The 17,193-nt window shown below is 53.3% G+C and carries 22 protein-coding genes; 3 read left to right on the top strand and 19 right to left on the bottom strand.

From position 1 onward, the window contains the following. Nucleotides 1–10: 10 nt before the first annotated feature. Nucleotides 11–775 carry an alpha/beta hydrolase gene (locus tag HALTITAN_RS05400; protein WP_009286488.1) on the top strand — a complete coding sequence of 255 codons (765 nt, stop codon included), beginning with the start codon at nucleotides 11–13 and terminating at the stop codon, nucleotides 773–775. A gap of 33 nt (nucleotides 776–808) precedes the next feature. Here the strand turns inward: HALTITAN_RS05400 and HALTITAN_RS05395 are convergent, their stop codons facing one another. The 16 genes from HALTITAN_RS05395 to HALTITAN_RS05320 all read right to left on the bottom strand — a co-directional run bounded on the left by HALTITAN_RS05395 (nucleotide 809) and on the right by HALTITAN_RS05320 (nucleotide 14,435). Continuing rightward, a complete protein-coding gene (locus tag HALTITAN_RS05395) occupies nucleotides 809–1,921 on the bottom strand; it encodes a GGDEF domain-containing protein (RefSeq protein ID WP_152419227.1) in 1,113 nt (370 codons plus the stop codon). Nucleotides 1,922–2,105: 184 nt separating this feature from the next. Beyond that, nucleotides 2,106–2,591 (bottom strand): VOC family protein, encoded by a 486-nt coding sequence (locus tag HALTITAN_RS05390; protein WP_009286486.1) that lies wholly within the window; start codon nucleotides 2,589–2,591, stop codon nucleotides 2,106–2,108. 56 nt (nucleotides 2,592–2,647) lie between these two features. Further along, nucleotides 2,648–2,887: a hypothetical protein gene (locus tag HALTITAN_RS05385; protein ID WP_035578737.1), complete on the bottom strand. Its 240-nt coding sequence runs from the start codon at nucleotides 2,885–2,887 to the stop codon at nucleotides 2,648–2,650. A gap of 69 nt (nucleotides 2,888–2,956) precedes the next feature. Continuing rightward, on the bottom strand, nucleotides 2,957–4,264 hold the full coding sequence (locus HALTITAN_RS05380; RefSeq protein WP_039858276.1) for a S8 family serine peptidase: 1,308 nt from the start codon (nucleotides 4,262–4,264) through the stop codon (nucleotides 2,957–2,959). A gap of 197 nt (nucleotides 4,265–4,461) precedes the next feature. Beyond that, nucleotides 4,462–5,253, bottom strand: a complete 792-nt coding sequence (map, locus tag HALTITAN_RS05375) for a type I methionyl aminopeptidase (protein WP_009286484.1) — start codon at nucleotides 5,251–5,253, stop codon at nucleotides 4,462–4,464. Next, entirely contained in the window at nucleotides 5,246–5,452 is a 207-nt protein-coding gene (locus HALTITAN_RS05370; protein ID WP_022523750.1) for a ParD-like family protein, read from the bottom strand. The genes map and HALTITAN_RS05370 overlap by 8 nt, the downstream gene beginning before the upstream one ends. Nucleotides 5,453–5,540: 88 nt before the next feature. Further along, on the bottom strand, nucleotides 5,541–6,911 hold the full coding sequence (locus HALTITAN_RS24460) for a CHAD domain-containing protein (protein WP_051051886.1): 1,371 nt from the start codon (nucleotides 6,909–6,911) through the stop codon (nucleotides 5,541–5,543). Nucleotides 6,912–6,964: 53 nt separating this feature from the next. After that, nucleotides 6,965–7,366: a DUF2784 domain-containing protein gene (locus tag HALTITAN_RS05360; protein WP_039858274.1), complete on the bottom strand. Its 402-nt coding sequence runs from the start codon at nucleotides 7,364–7,366 to the stop codon at nucleotides 6,965–6,967. A gap of 9 nt (nucleotides 7,367–7,375) precedes the next feature. Next, nucleotides 7,376–8,599, bottom strand: a complete 1,224-nt coding sequence (locus HALTITAN_RS05355; protein ID WP_009286483.1) for a GGDEF domain-containing protein — start codon at nucleotides 8,597–8,599, stop codon at nucleotides 7,376–7,378. A 66-nt stretch (nucleotides 8,600–8,665) separates the two neighbouring features. Next, nucleotides 8,666–9,463 carry a M48 family metallopeptidase gene (locus tag HALTITAN_RS05350; RefSeq protein WP_009286482.1) on the bottom strand — a complete coding sequence of 266 codons (798 nt, stop codon included), beginning with the start codon at nucleotides 9,461–9,463 and terminating at the stop codon, nucleotides 8,666–8,668. A gap of 275 nt (nucleotides 9,464–9,738) precedes the next feature. Continuing rightward, nucleotides 9,739–10,539: a coiled-coil domain-containing protein gene (locus HALTITAN_RS05345; RefSeq protein WP_009286481.1), complete on the bottom strand. Its 801-nt coding sequence runs from the start codon at nucleotides 10,537–10,539 to the stop codon at nucleotides 9,739–9,741. A gap of 216 nt (nucleotides 10,540–10,755) precedes the next feature. Continuing rightward, a complete protein-coding gene (locus HALTITAN_RS05340) occupies nucleotides 10,756–11,976 on the bottom strand; it encodes a winged helix-turn-helix domain-containing protein (RefSeq protein WP_217920570.1) in 1,221 nt (406 codons plus the stop codon). 130 nt (nucleotides 11,977–12,106) lie between these two features. Further along, nucleotides 12,107–12,598: an arsinothricin resistance N-acetyltransferase ArsN1 family B gene (locus tag HALTITAN_RS05335; protein ID WP_009286479.1), complete on the bottom strand. Its 492-nt coding sequence runs from the start codon at nucleotides 12,596–12,598 to the stop codon at nucleotides 12,107–12,109. A gap of 98 nt (nucleotides 12,599–12,696) precedes the next feature. Beyond that, nucleotides 12,697–13,284 carry an O-methyltransferase gene (locus HALTITAN_RS05330; RefSeq protein ID WP_039858271.1) on the bottom strand — a complete coding sequence of 196 codons (588 nt, stop codon included), beginning with the start codon at nucleotides 13,282–13,284 and terminating at the stop codon, nucleotides 12,697–12,699. 43 nt (nucleotides 13,285–13,327) lie between these two features. Next, nucleotides 13,328–13,954, bottom strand: coding sequence for a LysE family translocator (locus HALTITAN_RS05325; protein WP_027959191.1), 627 nt, complete (start codon nucleotides 13,952–13,954; stop codon nucleotides 13,328–13,330). Nucleotides 13,955–14,063: 109 nt separating this feature from the next. Continuing rightward, nucleotides 14,064–14,435 carry a DUF2306 domain-containing protein gene (locus HALTITAN_RS05320; protein WP_039858269.1) on the bottom strand — a complete coding sequence of 124 codons (372 nt, stop codon included), beginning with the start codon at nucleotides 14,433–14,435 and terminating at the stop codon, nucleotides 14,064–14,066. Between the two features lie 114 nt (nucleotides 14,436–14,549). Between HALTITAN_RS05320 and HALTITAN_RS05315 the strand changes: the two genes are divergently transcribed. Continuing rightward, the gene (locus HALTITAN_RS05315) at nucleotides 14,550–15,077 is read left to right on the top strand and encodes a PadR family transcriptional regulator (protein WP_039858268.1); all 528 of its coding nucleotides are present in this window, start codon (nucleotides 14,550–14,552) and stop codon (nucleotides 15,075–15,077) included. Between the two features lie 78 nt (nucleotides 15,078–15,155). Here the strand turns inward: HALTITAN_RS05315 and HALTITAN_RS25935 are convergent, their stop codons facing one another. Further along, nucleotides 15,156–15,530, bottom strand: a complete 375-nt coding sequence (locus HALTITAN_RS25935; RefSeq protein ID WP_236614929.1) for a Crp/Fnr family transcriptional regulator — start codon at nucleotides 15,528–15,530, stop codon at nucleotides 15,156–15,158. A gap of 11 nt (nucleotides 15,531–15,541) precedes the next feature. Next, a complete protein-coding gene (locus HALTITAN_RS25930; protein WP_236614928.1) occupies nucleotides 15,542–15,907 on the bottom strand; it encodes a cyclic nucleotide-binding domain-containing protein in 366 nt (121 codons plus the stop codon). 368 nt (nucleotides 15,908–16,275) lie between these two features. Here HALTITAN_RS25930 and HALTITAN_RS25105 point away from each other — a divergent pair, with 368 nt between their 5' ends. Beyond that, nucleotides 16,276–16,449 (top strand): phosphatase PAP2 family protein, encoded by a 174-nt coding sequence (locus tag HALTITAN_RS25105; protein ID WP_167522516.1) that lies wholly within the window; start codon nucleotides 16,276–16,278, stop codon nucleotides 16,447–16,449. A gap of 261 nt (nucleotides 16,450–16,710) precedes the next feature. Here the strand turns inward: HALTITAN_RS25105 and HALTITAN_RS24455 are convergent, their stop codons facing one another. Beyond that, nucleotides 16,711–17,172, bottom strand: a complete 462-nt coding sequence (locus tag HALTITAN_RS24455) for a hypothetical protein (protein WP_009286477.1) — start codon at nucleotides 17,170–17,172, stop codon at nucleotides 16,711–16,713. Nucleotides 17,173–17,193: the final 21 nt, after the last annotated feature.

Here is a 17,193-nt window from a genome sequence, read left to right as displayed (position 1 = left end):
GAGGTATGTTATGACTGAAATACCCCTGAACCTCGCCTACTCGCCGAGCCATTTCGCTCGGGATTTCGAAGCCACTTTAACGCGCCAGGCAGCTTTAGGTATCGACCTGGTGGCACGCCACCAGCCGATTACCCTGCGCTACGGTGAAGATCCGGCGGCCCGTCTCAACCTGTTCGTCCCGGAAAGTACCGCGGGCCCCTGGCCATTGATGCTATTTATTCACGGCGGCTACTGGCAGGCGCTGGATAACACCGCGACGGACTTTCTGGCTGAACGCTACCTGGCCCGTGGTATGGCCTTCGCCTCCCTGGGTTACGGCTTAGCACCGGAAACCTCCATTAACACCATGGTGAGCCAATGCATTGAGGGGATTGGGGCGGCATGCAACGCCCTCGCGGATAACGGTGGCGTGTGGTCTATTGTATTAGGCGGCCATAGCGCCGGTGCCCAGCTAGCCTACTGGGTAGCCGCCAGTGGTGATATACCCATTGATAAGTTGATACTGGTTAGCGGCGTTTATGACCTAACACCATTGGTGGATACCTACGTTAACGAAGCGCTGGAGCTCACTCCACCCCAAGCGCTTGCGTTAAGTCCTATATTTGCCGATTCCAGCAAACTACCCTCATGCCAAGTGGTGATCGCCGAAAGCGATCCGCCCGCTTTTCGCCAACAAACACACGATTTTGTTGCAGCGTTAAAAACTAGCCATATCCAAGTCGAGCTCGTGGATATAGCTTACTGCGATCACTTTGATGTGTTAGATGCGTTATGAGTTTGAAGCAATTCCAGAAAATACCGTGCCCGATCAATCGCCAGCCAGTACCGCGCGGTTGCGGCCTTCTTGCTTAGCACGGTAAAGCGCCTTGTCGGCGCGACTGATCACTTCGTCAATGCTCTCGGTCTGGCGGTGAAGCGCAACACCCAGGCTCAATGTAACCGCCAAGTTGCCTGCTGAGGTGGCAAAGGGCGGCTCAGCAACTGCTCGACGTACCTTTTCGGCGACGGCCATAGCGCTCTCTTCGGTGGCGCTTGGAATCAGTAGCAAAAATTCCTCTCCTCCCCAGCGGGCAACCCGGTCTCCACCCCGAAGAGTATTAGTGAACCGTGTAGCAAGAATGGTGAGCACCTCATCACCCACTTCATGACCATGCTGGTCATTTACAGCCTTGAAGCGATCCAAATCCGCCATCAACACGGCAAAATACTGTTCTTCACGCTTAGCACGACTCCACTCTGCCTGTAAGTCTGTTTGCATCGAACGCCGGTTGGGTAAGCCAGTCAGCGCGTCGGTCAAAGCACTATGCTCAAGTTGCTGGCTGGCAATAAAAGTACGCTGGTGTTCCTGGTAAAGCATAGTGGCAATGACTACACCTATGCCTATCGCAGCGGGAATGAAGGTCAAATGAATGGGGTTATCTGGAAACGGGCTGCCTGAAAAAACAATAAAAGCGATTACTGCCGTAAGCGGCAAGCCGTATATCAAAGCCAGATCTCTAACACCGTAGACGGTCGCTGTAGCCACAGTAATAATGACCAAGGTTAGCCCCTGGGTGATGTAAAGAAGACGTCCGCCCTGCTCCGAATAGTGCAATACAAACATGGCAGCCATCATGCCCACTATTGAAAGATTCAACGTCAGCAATAGCGGATAAGCCCAAAAGCCCGGGTCTTTCTTATGATGGAGCAGCAAAAAAGTAATCGCCAGAATAACGGCGGGCAGGCGGAAGAGAATATGTTTCCATATCAACTCCCCATCAGCGTAGCTGACCAGTGTCGCGTCCAAAATAGTAAAAATGGGTAAAAACACCAACACCACGCCAGACAACGAGTAGCCAAGTCGGTGCGACAGCGAGTATTGCTTAAGCAGAAAATCGGCCTGCCATTCGGTGGGTATTGGCACATGCTTACTCATCATCATTACCTGCTTCCGGAAACTGGATAGCTTTACTCCACCCGCCACCTACCGGGAAACACCGGTGAGATCAGGATTTCCTGACGTGGCTAATGGTAAGCGACATATTGAGGTTCAATGCTCATAATGCCTAGTTAAGCCGATTTGCGAAATATTCTTAATTTAAACGAAGAGTCAACCAATCCTATACTCAACCGTGAAGCGCCGCCTCAATGTCAGCGACGTTGATTTTTCTCATCTGCATCATTGCGTCGAATGCGCGCTTAGCGGCGGCAGGGTCAGGATTGGTAACGGCGTTAATCAGCACGGCAGGCGTTATCTGCCACGATATTCCCCATTTATCCTTGCACCAGCCACAGGCGCTTTCCTCTCCACCATTGCTAACAATGGCATTCCAATAGCGATCCGTTTCGGCTTGGTCATTCGTTGAGACCTGAAAAGAGAACGACTCATTGTGCGTAACCCCAGGCCCGCCGTTGAGTCCAAGGCACGGAATGCCCATCACGGTAAACTCGACGGTCAATACATCCCCTTGCTTACCCGATGGAAAGTCTCCCGGTGCGTGATGAACCGCCCTGACAAACGAATCAGGAAAGGTATCAGCGTAAAAGCGTGCTGCCTCTTCTGCACCACCATCGTACCAAAGGCAAACAGTGTTCTTTGCGAGGGTTGCCATATCACATCTCCACTAAAACCATAGCGTCATTAAGCCCAGTGAAATATTTACCGAGCTTACCAAGTCTCCTCAGAGCCCGGTGGCCCCATATCGATCTGCATATCAGGCGCTATATCCACTACGCCTTTGATCTTTTTCAGCCGTTCCGCCGTGGCATCGTCAGCCGAGCCGGTAATACAGCCGATCTCCTCCAGCACCTCCTGGATGGTTAATCCTTCAGCGCTGAGGCGCGTGGCCATTTCATTTATCGGTTGATCGCTGGAAATAGTGATCAACCATAGCGCTACCGTTGGCATCTGGCATATCTCCATAGTAAGAGCACTGAGCGGCCAGAAAGGAGCGCCTGCCCAGTGCGTCGCCCAACATCAAGGCGATTGTACCAATCCAGCTCCCACGCGGGATTCAGGTGATGGCAGCTCTTGCACCGAAGCCACTAGCTGTTGCCACAGTTTCCTTCCCCGTAATGAGGCATCAGACTGTGCCCACAGTGCCGCGCAGCCTGCCACGTGTGGTGCCGCCATGCTGGTGCCACTGATCGTCTTATGGCGAGTGGGCCGGGGCCATGAGGAGAAGATATCGCGCCCAGGCGCGGCAATTTCGATCTTGCCATGATTGGAAAAGCTGGAAGGCTTCAGGTTCGGATCGAGAGACGCCACCGACATCACGGTAGGCGAGTTGGCAGGCGCCCCTGTATTGGTTGCAGAATTTCCCGCTGCAGCGATAACGAGGCACCCATTACGCAGCGCCGCTTCACCAGCATGGGTGTAGGCGGCCTGCACCGGGCTCTGGCTGCCAAGCGACATCGAGATCACTTCACAGCGGTTGGCTATGGCCCAGTTTAGGCCAGCGAGAACGCCCGCCCCGGTACTGCTGCCCGAGTTGGTCAGCACCTTGCCGACGAAGACCTGCGCCTCATACGCGATCCCGTAACGCTGAGTGTTTTCACCGGGCGCCTGGGGGCCACAGGCCGTGCCGATACAGTGAGTACCGTGCCCGTTAATATCCTGCACCGGCTCCCCGACGAATGAGCGGGTAACGAACTCCCTACCCTCGAAATCCGGGTGGCCAAGATCCATCCCGGTATCCAGAACGGCGACTTTTATACCCGCGCCACTCCAGCTACTTTGCGGCACCTTACAGCGTTTTAGCCCCCAAGTTGGCCGAAGGGCGTCCTCTTCAAGGTTCTCTTCGCCTTCTTCCAAATCCAGCTCAACGCCAAGATCACGAGCGATGGTGCTGGCTGCCCGCAAAAAACCCCGTAGATATTCAGAATTTTCAGAAAAAGCGAAATACTCTGGCTCAATAATTTCGATGGGACTATCCGCGGCTACTTTACCCAGCGCACTCATGCCATGCTGCTGTAGGGCATCGCCGCCTACCAGCGCTACTCCAATCTCCGGAAATACCATTGCCTCAGCATCTCCGGCATCTTCCAGGCTAACGGCTTGATCGGTGAAATCCCGCGCATCAGCGATGCGAAATTTCTGGGCTTTTAGCGACTTAATGCCCTCTTCTACCCGCCCCTCACGATAGCTAATCAGAAAGCGCCCGGTTTCAAGGCAACTGCCGCCCCGCTCTAAGGCTGCCAATAGCAATTTTTCGGTACCGCATGAAACAGTGGCGAGTGACTCACCCGCTGGCGTATTGCCTTTACCTGTCGGTTTTTTCGCCATCGTAGACATCCTTTTCATTTAGCTGTTAAGCGATATGGAATAGGTGAATCATAGACTCCATGCAAGAGAAAGCATGCCTAGCTATGCCACATCCACCATTTCAGCTTAACGCACCTGATATGCTTCGCCAGATCGATTTCAGGCTACGGCCCTTAAACATACAGGGCGCTTAAACGAAGGAGGATAGATCATGGCCGTTATGGGTTAATCTCAGTAGGGAGGCACTCGTCATCACGGAGTGTTAGCACTTCGAAACCAGAGGATGTGACCGCTACCGTATGCTCCCACTGAGCAGACAATTTCTTGTCACTGGTCACCACCGTCCAGCCATCCCGCTTGGTTTTTATCTTGGCCCTGCCCTGATTAATCATAGGCTCGATGGTAAACACCATCCCTTCTTTCAACGCCAGGCCTCTGCCTCTCTTCCCGTAATGCAGCACCTGCGGCTCTTCATGCATTTCGCGACCAATGCCATGGCCACAATACTCACGAACGACAGAGTATCCGTGTTTTTCGGCATATTGCTGAATTGCGTAGCCTACATCACCCAACGTAGCACCAGGCTTGACCGCGTGTATTCCTTGCCACATGGCCTCGTAGGTTTTATCGACCAGGCGCTTGGCATAGGGAGTCACATCACCGATCAGATACATCTTACTGGAGTCAGCAATAAAGCCGTCTTTCTCCAGGGTAATGTCGACATTGACGATATCGCCTATTTTGAGTATTTGCTTATCGGATGGAATGCCATGGCACACCACGTGGTTGACTGAGGCATTCAATACGTACTGATAATCGTATTGCCCCTTACTGGCCGGGCGAGCCTGCAATTGATCGACGATATAACGCTCGGCCCAATCGTTAATAGCCATGGTGGATACGCCGGGCGCTATCCGTTGGTCGAGATGACTGAACACCAATCCGAGTAGCCGTCCGGCTTCCCGCATCAAACGCAACTCCTCCTCGCTTTTTAGCGTCAGCTCACTCACCGACCACCTTCCTTACTTCAACGTCGGCTTGCTTCATTTGCTCACGCATGATGTCAGAGAAGGTCATTCCCGGATTGGCCTCAGCCAGCATGCCCACCTTTATCCAGTACTCTGCCTGGGCATTGATTGAGCGCACCATGACAGTGCTTGCCTTGCGAATATCCTCATGCAACTGGTCATTGATCTTAACGATACCCATCACACCACCTAATATATGAAACGAATATGAAGCATATACGAATCATATATCGCGTAACGATTGGCGGCAAGGCTACCTAATTACGTTGTTACGGGGACACGTTGGCCAGAGGTTCCAACGCCAATACTTCTTTGCGCAGCACAAGCTTCGGCTTCTCTAACGAATCGCGCCACTGAACACACTCCTGCTGTTGCTGCGAGTCGTTATCGGGGTTTGCGACAAAGGCATCCAACCAGGCCTGGCGGGAACACAGGTCTTGATACTCCCCGAGCAGGCGCTGGCGGTGCTTCAATTGGGACAGAAACGGCTCAGGGGTCTCTGGATCCAGATCAGCCAGGTAGCGAATCCGCTTCACGCCCTTACGCAGTTCATGGAACCCGGTGTCATGGGTATCCAACGAAAGTGCTGCAAGGTCTTCATCGTGGCGTGCGATACGCTCATTCAGTACCGTACGGATACGCTTTGGCGTCAGTTTCGAAAGTGCCTTACCAACGTCATCGGAAGCGATAAAGTGCTGCCATGCCTCCATCTCTTCAGCATACGCCGGTGCACTTAACTGCTGACATAGCGCCTGGTGGCGCTCCCGCTGGCAAGCCTGGAGCCACTGCATCAATCCCTGGCGACTACCAGAAGTGAGCGGCGGGGGCGTCTTGGCTATATCCTCCAGAAACACATCAATATCACGCAGGTCACTGGTAGCCTGGGCACGTTGCTTGAGCCGCTTAAGCATCTTTTTCAGGCCAGGCACTCGGGTAATGGCGCGCACGGATTCACCCACTGCCCGGCTACGACGCAGATTGACCCGGTACTGGTGCAGGAACTCAGGATCAACACCTGCGATGACACCAGCTTCCAAGGTACGGATCATCTGATACTGGTGCTCCAGCATGTCACGAATGCGGCTGGTAGTGTCGTTATTGCGTTTGGGTGGTCGGGGGGCAAGGCGCTGAAAAAGAGGATAACTGGCCGCTTCCGGGGTCTGGCACCCTGCCAGCTTGGCTCCGCCCTGCCTCACGCTTTCCCAGGAAGAGCCGGACAGCGTGAAATGCAGCACGCTCCCGGTGGGCAGCGAATGCGGCGCGGTCTTGTCGAGCCAACGAGCCAGATCATGCAGCGCCGGGTTATGCCCAATCACCAGCACCCTTTCGGCTTCATTCGGCAGCGATTCGAGCCATGCCTGCAGCCCGCCACCATCGAACGTGTAAAGGTCTTCATCGAAGTGAACCTGATTGACCAGGGTACGATCAGGCAGTTGCGCTGCGATCTCGTCGAAGGTTTCCCGCGTGCGAGCCGCTGTACTGGCGTAAATCCCGCCTTCTAACGCTTGCCAGTGCTGAAGCACATGCGCCATCGCCGCTGCCTGACGTTTACCACGCTTTCGCAACGGCCTTTGGTGGTCGGTCATGTCGCCACTGGGCTGTTTAGCCTTGGCATGCCGCATTAGGTATAGGTGCCGCATGGGTTCGCTCCCAAGCACAGTATGATACGCAAAGTTTAGTACACGCCCATCTTCTAGGGAGAGTGCTGTCGAGGCTTCACCACAAACCAACTGGCCAACACCAGGCTACCGAATAGCGTGTACACCACCACAAACACCCACTCCGGCAAAGTGAAATAGAGCAGGCTGTGCAGCCAGTTCTGAATAAACGAGCCCGAATAGGTGACGGCGCCTGCCTCTGCCCTCAGCGCCATTTCCCAGGTGGTTAACGGGCAAACCACGCCAAGCCAAGCCTGAACCACCACATAACCTATGGCGCATAGATGCATGATACGAAAGGTTCTATTGCGAACCCACCGCCAGCTGAAGAAGTAGCCTGCGTAAATGGCGACCAGGCCTAACACCACGAAGGCCACAAACAGCACATGGAGAATTAGAAGGGTGTCGGCGAGCATTAGCAGCAGTGATGGGGGCATAGGAAAGCGCTACTTGTTGCCAACGGGTGAATCTGGTGCTTCGACAACATCGCTGCAGACGACGACTTGGTTCCTCCCAGCGCGTTTGCCAACATAAAGCATCTCATCCGCTCGTTTAATTAAAGACTCCAGATCGGCTTCCTCTGAATCGGTAGCCGCCACGCCAACGGTGACGCTTGGGCGCAGTTTGCCCATCTCTTCTGTTAACGAAAGTTCAGCCACCTTCTTTTTCAAACGCTCTGCTACCATTTGCGCATCGCTCGAGCTGGTGTCTGGGAGTGCGACAACAAACTCTTCACCACCAAAACGTCCTATCACATCCGTTGGGCGCAGCGATTCTGCACAGACTTCGGCAATCTTGGTTAGCACCCAATCCCCATGGCTATGCCCCCAGGTGTCGTTAATGTGTTTGAAGTGATCCACATCGATCATAAACAGGCTGAATGGCACCTTGTGGGTTTGCGAGTGCTGCAACAGATCTTTAGCCAGTTTTATAAAATGGCCGCGATTATTCAGGCTGGTCAGCGCGTCCTGCTCAGCGACTACCCTCAGCTGTTCTTCCAGTGATTTTCGGTGCGCGATCTCTTTGTGTAACTGGTGGTTATTCTCTCGCTCTTCTTGAAGCAGTGCATATTGCTTACGCTGCAGGCATTCCAAGCGCAGCAGGGCGAAAAACCCTACAACGCTGCCCATAATCAGCAACAGTGCGACCAGTAGCGTCGCTATCGGGGCAAGACTTGCGAACAGCACCGCAGCCACTAAAAAGCCAATATTTAAATAGAGGCTGGCCGCTGTCACGACTGTTAGCGGATTGGGAATCAGAAGATAAAACGCCATGGTAGCCACCACCGCGGTGATTTGAGTGGGGAGGCTTTCGGGTCGTAGGGGGACAATCAATATAATGCCCGTGGCAAATACCCACAGCGGTAAGGCGTGCAACCAAGCACGGTAATCATTGCCACCCCAGCGCCGCACAACGAGTGCCACCAACAGGCAAATGCTCACCACCACTATTCGCATGGTAAGCAGCAGATAGAACTCCCTGGTAAGGCCCAGCAGGTAGTAATCCGCAATCGCGAACATGCCAAAGACACATGCCGCAACGCTCACAGCAAAGCTAAACTCAAGCCGCACGCTTTCCTGGATAGAGCGGCGATACATAAACTCACGGCTGGCATCGCAAAACTGTCCGGTTAACCCATGCACCTGATACTGTTGTTTCTGTAATGGCACAGCCCCACACTCCCGACGTCACGTGGCAATTTTTCTTATTTTATCAATAACGCGATGCCACTCACCTCAACATTCAGCAGGCCTAACCGTACGATAGCTGGCCGTGGCCTTTTCCAGCCCTTGCTGTAATGCCCGAATGCGCGATTCATGGGCAGGATGCGTAGAAAGAAATTCAGGGGGCTGACCACCACCGCTAGCAGCCATGTTGCGCCACAGGGTCACGCTCTGCTGCGGGTCAAACCCCGCACGGGCCATAATTTCCAAGCCCATCAAATCGGCCTCCTCCTCATGAGTGCGGCTGAAAGGCAGGCTAATGCCCAACTGGGCACCGATACCCAAGGCCTGCATCAATTGCTGGTTGCCAAATTCCTCTTCCCCTAATAACCCCACCACCAATAACACGGCTTTAATGCCAAGCTGCTGGGTAAGCCGCTCATTGCCATGATCCGCCAACACATGCCCCACCTCGTGCCCAATCACCGCCGCTAGCTGGGCTGGCGTCTCGGCCACTCGCAGTAGCCCGCTATGCACCCCCATGCGTCCACCCGGCAGAGCAAACGCATTGGGGGAAGCATCCTCAAATACCACCACTTCCCAGCGTTCAGGGAAAGCGAGCCCTGGGTAGCTCGCCTTAGCGCCAGCCACCACTTTTTCGGCCACGCACTGCACTAATTGATTAGCCTGCGTATCGCGATTGATCGGCTGGCTATTGCGTAGCTGATTAAAGGCATCTTCCCCCATGTCAGCCATTAACGCGTTCGGTACTAACGCCAATTGGGAGCGCCCGGTGGGCGTTTCCCCGCAGCCAGCCAAAGAGGCCAGCAACCCCAAAAGAAAAAGAGGTAACAGAAATCGCCGATGCATCGGATAGTATCGCCTGGATTAAGAAATGTGCAGTAGAGTGTAAGGCGCTTCGCAGGCGTGGCGCTCGTCGCGTTCATCAACGCTACCCAGCCCAAGGTGCCGGTCGTTATCGTAGGCCACAAACAGGCGGACATAATCCAACTCAGTATGAAGCTCTAGCGAACCTACCACTCCTTGGCGGAGCAGTAGATATCGTCTAGAACCTCCCCGTTAAAGTAACGGGGAGACACGTCTAGAGTTCTTCGCTGCGAGGTATTATTCGTTAAGGCTGTAAATCACTCAGGCGTTTGCGCTTCGTCGCGCATCACTTCGAGCGAAGTGATTTCAACGGTGAGCGCATCACGCGTTGTTTCTAACTCACTTACCCGATCACCGACCGCTGAAAGTTGGTTATTGGCCTCTTCTATCTGAGTATTTAGCGCTTCAAGGTCAGCTTCAACCTGACTGCGGGCATCTTCTGCCTCTTGACGAGCCTGTTGCGCGGTATCGCTGGCGGCTTCGGCTTCTTCAATCTCGGCGTTGAGCGCTTCAAGGTCTGCTTCAGCCTCGCTGCGAGCGTCTTCTGCGTCTTGACGAGACTGTTGAGCGGCATCGCGGGCGGCTTCGGCCTCTTCTTTCTCTTTTTCTACCTCGGCGTAGTTCTCATTCAGCTCTTCAAGGCTGCTCTGCCGTTCGTCGACCTGCTCATTGAGGGTCTCCACTTCTTCTTCGCGGGTTTCACGCTCGCCCCGTAAAGCCTTCAAATCTTCTTCAGCGTGGGAAATATCTGCTCGCGTCGAAGCTAGCTCGGCTTCAGCATCAGCTTGCTCAACCTCAAGGGCGCTCATTCTCTGCTGCAGTGTTGCTAAATCAAGCTCCGCGGCTTCAACCTCAGACATCTCCGCCTGAATCTGTTGATGCTCCCGCTCGGTTTCAGCCAGACGCGCTTCGAGCGCATCCATACTGTCTCCCCGCGACCCCGCAATGGTGTGCGCCACCACGGCCCAGACCACCGCAATAATCGCGATGACCAAGAGCACCTTTACCCGGTTATCGCTCAACAATGCTATCGTTGATGGTTTATTTGTCCCTGTCATTGGTGCAATCCTCTCGCTTAAGCGTTATCGCTAATATAGCAGCTAACGTATCTACGTCAGCAGGCCGTCATCTGCCCCGTTGTTAATATGGAGGAAAGTTTTTGATTCGGCTAGAAACGGTCATTCAACACATTCATGTACCTGAAGCCATGGCTCCGAGGAAAATTTTTCCAATAGCAACGCCTAGCTTAGATACCCCCCCCTGCCTAGATCCTTTCACCCCAGGGGTTTTAACGCGCTGCGCAACCGCTGAGTCAGGTGTTCAGGTTGGACTGCATTCAAAGAGACGGAGTCAGATTTTTGAAAATGACAAAACTGAACGATGGCTTCCACAAAAGCAGTAACGACTCTATGTTCATCAAAAGGGTGTGGTTCGAAATATAAATTCTTGATCTCTAAGTGGCTGGTTTTTCGATGGACTTTACAATCCATCCGGCCAACAAACTCATCGCGATAAAGAAGCGGCAGGCAAAAGTAGCCATACTGACGCTTGGTTTCGGGCACATAACATTCCAACTGATAGTCGTATTGAAATAGCGCTTTGAGCCGCTCCCGCTGAATGACACTGTTGTCGAATGGCGAAAGAATCAACATACGCTCTTTCAAACGAGGAAGGGAGCGTTCGAGTGCACCCTTTTCCAATATAAATTCATCGCCACTGCTCACTTTTACTCTCTCTAAATCGCCCTGTGCCAACCTTTCATTTACCAGGGCATTCACAGCTTTGCGTAATTCTGCATTTCGGCGCAAATAGGTCAGTCCTTTGAGTGAAGCAAACCCATGACAGCGCAATTGTTGGTCTACAAGGTGCGCCGCATACTCCTCCATGGAGGGCATCTTTAAATTTACGTTGGATGGCAATACCCGCTCGGTTAGATCATATGTCTTTTGAAAGCCGTCGCGGTCGCTGACCATCAGATCGCCTTGCATATACAGCTGTTCAAGTGCCTTTTTGGCGGGCTTCCAGTCCCACCAGCCTGCACGTTTGATGCTGCTAGTCCCTACATCTCGAGACCGCAGCGGGCCATCTGAACGTATGCGAGCCAACAACTCTCCCATGAGCTTTTTATCAGGTGATCTAAACCAATGCGTTTGCCCACTTTTGATAGCGTTTTTGTAGGGCAAGGAAAAGCGAAAATCGGTAATGGGTAAAAATGCAGCCGCGTGCGACCAATACTCAAAAATGTCTTTATTGATCAACAGCTGGTTCAGCATGTGTGGCTCAAACCCTGGTACCCGGGAGTGAATAACATGATGATGGGCTCGTTCCACCACAGATATGGTGTCTATCTGAACATAACCCAGGTGGTTAATCGCTTTACGGGCACCGGCTAAGCCACGTCCATAAGGCTTATTCTGCAGCAAACCTTGCGCAGCCAGGGCAAGGCGGCGTAAGCGCGACAGCTCTTGTGGGCGTTTAATTTCAGTGATTGTCATACTTGCCTCAAAGCTCGTCATAAACAGTGCGAGTTTGCGCTTTACCCAATGACTACACGCCTAGAAGCGGCAAGTACTGTCCATGCTTACCCACTCACATCAGCCTTAATTTTTGTGTATCGAGTCACAATCAGGTATTCAAGCTTAGCTGCCAGTAGCCAACGTCGTGCCACTGATCGAACTTGAACCCGACCTTTTCAAAATGGGCTACTTTTTTCATACCCATTTTTTCATGCAGTGCAACGCTGGCCGGGTTGGGAAGCGTGATACCGCCCATCACCGCATGAATACCGCACTCTGTGAGCGTGGAAAAGAGCGTTTCGTACAGCTTTGCGCCCAAGCCCCTACCGTGCGCCTGATTGGAAAGGTAGACGCTGACTTCAACTGAAAATCGATAGGCGCTTCTCTCTTTCCATTTGGTAGCGTAGGCATAGCCCACCACAGCATCATCTTCCACTGCCACTACCCAAGGCAAACCGGCCCCCTGAACGTTTTCAATCCGGCCTTGAATGTCTGAACCCAATACTGGCTTTTCTTCAAATGAAATAGCGGTATTTTCGATGTAGTGGTTATAAATGTGCGCTATGGCTTCCGAATCACCCTCTACGGCATCTCTGATCATGGTTTATTCCATTTATATTCTGACGGTTTAGGTTCACTGATGAAAAATCGACTTCCGCTTTCTGAATCAGCTAGGGCGCCTTTAACGCTAAGCAGGCGTTACCCGCACCGCGTTGCCAGAAACTCGCCATTGCCAACGGGTACAGTGCAAGTAGTGAACTTGGAGTCTGCCGATACCAGCGCCATAAAATCAGCCATTTCATCTGCATGGGAAGTGGCGTTATCCACCACAAGCAGTCCGCCCTTGCGTAAAACTCGCTGGATATTCGGCCACCAATGCACATAATCAGAGCGCTTTGAGTCTAAAAAGAGCAGATCGAAACAGGCATCGTCCAGGCTTTCAAGCATACTGCCCGCCTCCCCCCGATGCTGAGTGATGACCTTAGTGAGGCCTGAGCGGTCAAAATTTCTCGCGGCCATCTCCAGCTTGAATTCGGAGAGCTCAACGGTGGTAACGTGCCCACCAATCCTCTGCGCTGCCTGAGCCAGCCATAAGGTGGAGTACCCATTCGAGGTGCCAATTTCCAGCACTCGTTGGGCATTGGTTGCTTGAACTAGTACCGATAGGAACTCCCCCGTATCACGGGTGATATTGAGCATTCGTCTTGGGCGCTCAGAAATAGCAGCATCGTTTTGTTGGCCAAATTGCTCAAGTTCCGCTAGCAGTTCTTGAAGGGTTTCACTCACAGTTGTCTCCCGATACGAACACATCCAATTTACCGTCTTTTGCTTATACAGGCCGCTTAGCAAGCAGCGCCCAGACACCCGCTGAAGAGAGTAACGTTCCGCCAACCAAGTTGAAGCGACGCTGGGCACGACGCGATGCCAGCATCTTGCGCACCGACGTTGCGAATACGGCGTAAAGAGTGGCATTCAGCGTTGCCAACGCCACAAACGTGATCGCAAGTATCCACAATTGTTGCCCAGCATCGGCGTTCGGGCTGACGAATTGCGGCAAAAAGGCGACGAAGAAGATAATGCCCTTCGGGTTGAGCGCAGTAACGAGATAGGTATTGGTGAAAAGCTTCCAGCGCGAACCTGATACCGCCGGTGTTACTGGCTGCACAGAGGATATACCGGCACGCAATAGTTTGATGCCCATATAGAGCAGGTATAAACCGCCGATCCACTTGATTACGGTGAACCAAAATGCCGAGGTGGCTAACACCGCTCCCAGGCCAAGCAGTGAAAAGAGCAGCGCCGTTGAATCACCCAATGCCACCGCAGCGACAAGCGGAATATTGGCGCGCCTGCCTTGGGCAATAGAGTAGCTGACCACGGTCAAAATCGTTGGCCCGGGAATGGCAAGCAACGCCACAGACGCAAGAGCAAAGGCGAACCAGATTTCAATAGACATGGAAAGCTACCTCACAGGTTGTTAATGCTAAGTTAGCATAAGCTCAACAATGATTGGAGTATCCTGCTAAGGGGTCAGCGGCCCTATCTAACACGCTTGCTTTTAATCATCACCACATTCCCAGCTGAACAGCGATCCAGCGTCCTGGTGCCAGGGAACCGACAAAAGCACCGACCAGCCCCAGATAGGCGCCAACCATCCAACCGCGATGCTGCTCTACCCTCCCCTTGAGGATAGCCACCACTGCAACGGCAAGAGCTACTAGTACCCACAACGAAAGTAGATGAATCGGCCCAAAGTGACCTATTAGCGGCAGAACGCCGCCGCCAAACCAGAAGGAGCTCAAGGCAGAGAACGCCATGGCGAGCACCCAGGTGCTGCCCAGTATTCGATGGAGCATAGTGCCCTTTGGCGAAAGCAGCAGAATAGCCCCAAGCCCCAGGGCCAGAAGAGACGCGTAGAGATGCAGGGTAAACGCCATGAAACCTCCGAGAGCCAAGTCAACTGCCCGGCAAATGCAACTTGTTGCATAAGGCTAGCCCCTGCCATTTTATTATGCAACTATGTGCATAACGTTCGAAACACACGGTTACTCATGTCCCTACGCGCCGTTTTATTAATCACTCTTCAGCGTGAGCCCGGCACTGGCTACGATATCCTGCAGCGCTTCAAAGCGGGACTCGCCCATGTTTGGCAGGCCAGCCACCAGCAGCTCTACCGCGAACTTGACCGAATGCGCGGCGATGGCCTATTGGCGTGCGAGACTCTGCCGCAAACCGAACGCCCCGACCGCAAGGTTTACCAACTCACCGAAGCGGGGCGTCAGGCGCTAGACATCTGGCTCGCCGAGCCCTTGTCTACCAGCCCTGTGCGCCAGCCATTGTTTGCCAAGTTTTTCGCCTGGGAACGCTGGCCTGAGGAGGCCCGCCGCGAAGAGCTCACCGACTTCCGCAAGCAGCTCAAGGATCGCCTAACGACTTACGCTGCCATCGAACGGGAGTGGTTTAGCGATCCACAATCGTTGACGCCCGCCCAGCGAGCACCCTGGCACACATTGCGACTTGGACAACGCCTTACCGAAACCTGGGTAGAGTGGGTCGAGGAAGTGATAGAGGAAAATTAGCTTTTGGTGAAACCAGCTTCTCGTGGAAGCTGGGGGCTTTGGAGGGGGCTTGATCAGCCAATAGAGGCTACCAGCGCTTTACGGGCTCGCTTTTAAAAGTTCAGAAAACGAGGGAGATAGGAATTCATCGATATAGCTATCATTGAATTCGACTAACCGCGACAACGCTTCGGGGTCGGGCAGCTTCACGTGCTGGCGGTTTCGGATCACCAAGCCCTCATCACGCAGCATCGAGAAAGTCCGGCTCACGTGTACCGGGCTCATCCCTAGCGCGTCGCTAATCAGCTCCTGCGTGAGCGGCATGAAGAAGCTATTATCCCTAACGGCCTTGATCCGCTTGAGTCGCAGATAAATTTCGTAGAGAAAGTGCGCCAGTTGCTCGTGGGCTGAATACTTGCCGAGGTAGATCAGCCGCTCGGAGAGTTGCGCCTGCTGACGCGTTGCTGTGGCCACGATGCCGGCAGCTAGGCTTGAACGCCCAAAGAGCTCAAAAGCTGCTGATAGGAGAATGGACAGATCACGCCTTTATTAATCATTGCCGCACTTGCCAGGCGGCGTGTGAAGCCAAAATCACGAATGCCTATGATATCGCCAGGAAGGTAGAACTTGAGGATCTGCTTTGAACCATTTTTCAAGTTACGATAGGAGTATGCCCAGCCCTCCTTGATCACGCAGAACAGATCAGCATCCTCGCTCTCCTGCCAGAGCACCTCACTAGCTGACATGTATCTAGGGCTGAGTTCAAGACCCAGCAATAGCGCTTTGTCTTCCTGAGACAGCGCACCTTGAGTACTAAGGCCCCGCATCACTACTGTATCGATGAGAGACACTCTGTTACCCCTCAGGCAAATGGTTTATTAGCGTCATTCTAAAACATTTGCCGACCTCACTAACCTAACGTAGGTTATGAATTATGCTTGTTATCAAATGGTTGTATGAATCCTATAGGGATGCCCTGGCTCCCGAATGCCACACGGCAACTTCGTTTCGGCAACATTTCAGGCAGCGCCACCAGGTCAGCCCCCGCAACTGGCGCAAGACCTTCGGCGACAATGCCTGACTATCCTGCCAAACGTCTCCTGTCAAAACGTCAACTGGGCTTAGAAGTAAGCGGTTTTCCGCGCTATTGATAACCCTGGCACAATAAAACCGTCAGATTCGACGTTGCGTACCCCTTCTCAAAGCAAAGGAGTTGCAAATGAAGCACCATGAAAAACTTGGACAAGTTGGGCGCAAAAGCTTTTCCCTGCTGGTGGGTATAAGCCGAGTTTACCTTGGGGTTCATTGGCCGACCGATGTGTTTGCCAACTGGACGGCCGAGGTGAGCTGGGCGCTGGATGCAGCGGCGTGGGCAGGTAGAGACGGAAGATAGCAGGTCGGACACCGACGACTGCGGCCTTTGAATCACACCGGTTCGGATGGCGCTCCTGGCGCAACTTGGGCGTCCGTCTATGGGGTCGGAATGATCATGATGGCATCGCGGATAGTAAGCCTGCAGTCTTTGCGGCGCTTGGCGATTACGTTCTTGGGTATCCCTACGCCGAGGATCGCCTCACGGTTTTAGTCGTCTGGGTATTAGAGCCTGAAGCTATGGCAGGCCACATCTTCAGGTCCCAGGTAGAAGTACTCCTGGTCACGTATACTGGCCGTCGGCGTCGTTGGTCAGATTTTTCGGTGTTCCAGAAGCTGTCAGCGGTTTGAAACGGTCAAACTGGGCCCAAAGGGTCATTCCTCCGGTTGCCACCAAGATGGCAGCGAGCGGCAGTCCGGCGGGATTCAACACCACATGAAACGCCACAATCACCGCCATCACAGGCGCAAGCAATGCCAACCCTAGTGCAGGCGCTCGATTGCTCAGCAACAACGAAGCGCCGATCAGTTCGATAACTTTCATTAAGGGCCAGAAAAATCCGACCTCTTTGAGAGCGGCTTCAAAAGCCAGACCATCTACTGATGTTGGTGGGTGGATGAGGTGCGATCCAGTGAATATGTACCAAAACCCATCAATTGCGCCGATCAGGAAGATGCCTCCAAGCACCAGTCTTGGGCCAGTATCAACAAATAGAGTCTTTGCGTTTGGTAACGAGAGTGCCATCGTGAATTCCTTTCAGCTGTA

The sequence above is a fragment of the Vreelandella titanicae BH1 genome, from assembly GCF_000336575.1.
Taxonomy (GTDB): Bacteria; Pseudomonadota; Gammaproteobacteria; order Pseudomonadales; family Halomonadaceae; genus Vreelandella; species Vreelandella titanicae.
Note: the sequence above shows the minus strand (reverse complement) of the source record. Positions and strands in the feature narration are given on the sequence as shown.